The following is a 2650-nucleotide window of genomic DNA, read 5'->3' as shown; positions in this document are numbered from 1 at the left end:
CTACCAGGGCGTCGGCACGTCTGGCATTCCCGGTATTCCGGTAGCGCCGGCCGTTGGCCGGCCCAAGCGGTAATGATCAGCGCGCCAAAGCCGGGCCGCCCAGAATCCGCGCCGGCAGCATGAACACCGCACGCAGGAAGGCGAACAGCGCCGAGAAGGTAATCCCCACCAGCCGGAACGGCAGGCTCAGCAGCCACACGAACGGCCAGGCCAGCAGGGCCAGGATCGCCAGCGGCCAGCACAGCACGAACAACAGGCACCACACACCGAGCGCGAACAGGGTCTTCATGACGGGGGCTCCTTGCACGGCGACGTGCCGCGAGGGACCACGGTGCCGCCCCGCCCCAGCCGGGGGCAAGCGGTTTGCGACGAAACCCCGGATGGGCCGACGAAACCGGTTATTCGAACGAACCCACCGAATCGTGCGACAGGTTGTCGAACCGGGTGTACTCGCCGAAGAACTTCAGCTTGCACGAGCCGGTCGGGCCGCCTCGGTGCTTGCCGATGATGATCTCGGCCAGGCCCTTGTCCGGCGAGTTTTCCTTGTTGTAATAGTCGTCGCGGTAAATGAACACGATCATGTCCGCGTCCTGCTCGATTGCGCCGGACTCGCGAAGGTCGGCCATCACCGGGCGCTTGTCGGTTCGCGTTTCCAGCGACCGGTTCAGCTGCGACAGCGCGATCACCGGCACGTTCAGCTCCTTGGCCAGACCCTTGAGTCCTCGCGAGATCTCCGAGATTTCCGTGGCGCGGTTTTCGCTGTTGCCCGGCACGCTCATCAGCTGCAGGTAGTCGATCACCACCAGACCGAGGTCGTGTTCGCGCTTGAGGCGGCGGCACTTGGAGCGCAGCACCTCCGGCGACACGCCCGGGGTGTCGTCGATGAAGATCTTGGTTTCCTTCAGCATCCGGATCGCGCCGGTGACGCGGCTCCAGTCCTCGTCTTCCAGCTGACCGGTACGCAGGCGCTGGGCGTTGATGCGGCCGTTCGAGGAAATCAGACGCATCGCCAGCTGCGACGCCGACATTTCCATCGAGAACACCGCCACGCCCTTCTTCGACTTGATCGCCGCGTACTCGGCGATGTTCAGCGCGAACGTGGTCTTGCCCATGGCCGGTCGCGCGGCCAGGATGATCAGGTCGGTCGGCTGCAGGCCGGCGGTCATCGCATCGAAGTCGGCGTAGCCGGTCGGCAGACCGGTGATGTTGCCGCCGTTCTCGAAGCGGTTGCGCAACTCCTCGAAGGCGTCCTTCAGCGCGCCCGGCATCGCCACGAAGTCGGTACGGCCGCGTGCGCCCTGCTCGGCAATGGCGAACACCGACTTTTCCGCGGCCGACAGCAGTTCGGAGCTGTCGCGCCCTTCCGGCTGGAAACCGTCGTTGACGATGTCCGTGCCGACCTGGATCAGCTGGCGCAGCACCGCCTTGTCACGCACGATCTCGGCATAGGCGGCGATGTTGGCCGCCGACGGCGTGGTGCTGGCCAGTTCAATCAGGTACGCCCCGTCTCCGACCAGTTCCAGCTTGCCCTGCGATTCGAACCACTCGCCCAGCGTCACCGCGTCGAACGGACGGTCGCGCTCGGACAGCTCGCGGATCGCCCGATAGATCATCTGGTGGTCGCGGCGGTAGAAGTCGGTCTCGTTGAGCTGGTCGTTGACCCGGTCGTAGCTTTCCGGAGCCAGCATCAGCCCGCCCAGCACCGCCTGCTCGGCCTCGATCGAATGCGGCGGCACGCGCAACTGGTCCATGCGCGATTCATCGCGCTCGAAGCGGTCACCGCGTTCTTTGCGGTCGTTACGGAAGCCGGAGCGGGCAGACATGTAGGGCGGGGTTCCTGCGGCGTGGAGCGTGCTACATGGTACCGCCAACCGTCGGGTACAACCGGGATAACCTTGTGGATAAGCAGTGGAAGGCCTGGGGACGTCAGCCCTTCCCGTGCGTGGCGATCCAGGCTAGGAACTTGTCGGTGAAGCCCTGCAGGAAGCCGCGGGTGCTGTCATTGCCGATTTCGCCGTCGGCATCGATCAGGCCTTCCTTGAAGTGCAGGAATACCTCCGGCTGGCCCAGCACCGGCATGTCCAGGTAAGCGAGCACGTTGCGCAGGTGCTGCTGGGCCAGCGCGGTGCCGATCACGCCGATGGAGGCTCCGACCACGGCCGCGGGCTTGCCGGCGAAGGCACTGTCACCGTAGGGCCGTGAGCCCAGGTCAATGGCGTTCTTCAGCACGCCGGGGATGGAGCGGTTGTATTCCGGGGTCACGAACAGCACCGCGTCGGCGCTGCGGATCTGCTCCTTCAGGCGCACACCTTCGGCCGGGTAGTGCTTGTCGAAGTCCTGGTTGTACAGCGGCAGGTCGCCGATCTGCACGTAGTGGAAGCTGGCCTTGCCGCCGGCGAGTTTTTCCAGCGCATGGGCCAGGGCGAGGTTGTGCGAGCCGGTGCGCAGGCTGCCGACGAGGACGGCGATCTTGGGGGTGGCCATGGGGGGCTTCCTGTCGAGGGAATCCCCAGCGTATGGCGAACCCGGTGAAGGCGACGCAAGGCAACGTAGAGCCACGCCCTGCGTGGCTGCATGAACGCGTCCCGGCACCGCGAAGCCACGCAGGGCGTGGCTCTACGGTCCGATCGGCATCATGGACCGGCCAGAA

Annotated in this window: 3 protein-coding genes; all 3 read right to left on the bottom strand. The window is 65.7% G+C overall.

Going from position 1 to position 2650, the window contains the following annotated elements; genetic code table 11:
* Positions 1 to 76: 76 nt before the first annotated feature.
* The 3 genes from QMX83_RS21140 to QMX83_RS21130 all read right to left on the bottom strand — a co-directional run bounded on the left by QMX83_RS21140 (position 77) and on the right by QMX83_RS21130 (position 2484).
* Entirely contained in the window at positions 77 to 289 is a 213-nt protein-coding gene (locus tag QMX83_RS21140) for a hypothetical protein (RefSeq protein ID WP_282298590.1), read from the bottom strand.
* Positions 290 to 398: 109 nt separating this feature from the next.
* A complete protein-coding gene (locus QMX83_RS21135; RefSeq protein ID WP_282298589.1) occupies positions 399 to 1823 on the bottom strand; it encodes a replicative DNA helicase in 1425 nt (474 codons plus the stop codon).
* A 103-nt stretch (positions 1824 to 1926) separates the two neighbouring features.
* Positions 1927 to 2484, bottom strand: coding sequence for an NAD(P)H-dependent oxidoreductase (locus QMX83_RS21130; protein WP_282298588.1), 558 nt, complete (start codon positions 2482 to 2484; stop codon positions 1927 to 1929).
* Positions 2485 to 2650 lie beyond the last annotated feature (166 nt).

This window comes from Stenotrophomonas sp. PS02289, from assembly GCF_029960115.1.
Taxonomy (GTDB): Bacteria; Pseudomonadota; Gammaproteobacteria; order Xanthomonadales; family Xanthomonadaceae; genus Stenotrophomonas.
Note: the sequence above shows the minus strand (reverse complement) of the source record. Positions and strands in the feature narration are given on the sequence as shown.

Coding starts and splice junctions, on each gene's coding strand:
- QMX83_RS21140 (WP_282298590.1), bottom strand. CDS start 289: ATGAAGACCCTGTTCGCGCTCGGTGTGTGGTGCCTGTTGTTCGTGCTG.
- QMX83_RS21135 (WP_282298589.1), bottom strand. CDS start 1,823: ATGTCTGCCCGCTCCGGCTTCCGTAACGACCGCAAAGAACGCGGTGAC.
- QMX83_RS21130 (WP_282298588.1), bottom strand. CDS start 2,484: ATGGCCACCCCCAAGATCGCCGTCCTCGTCGGCAGCCTGCGCACCGGC.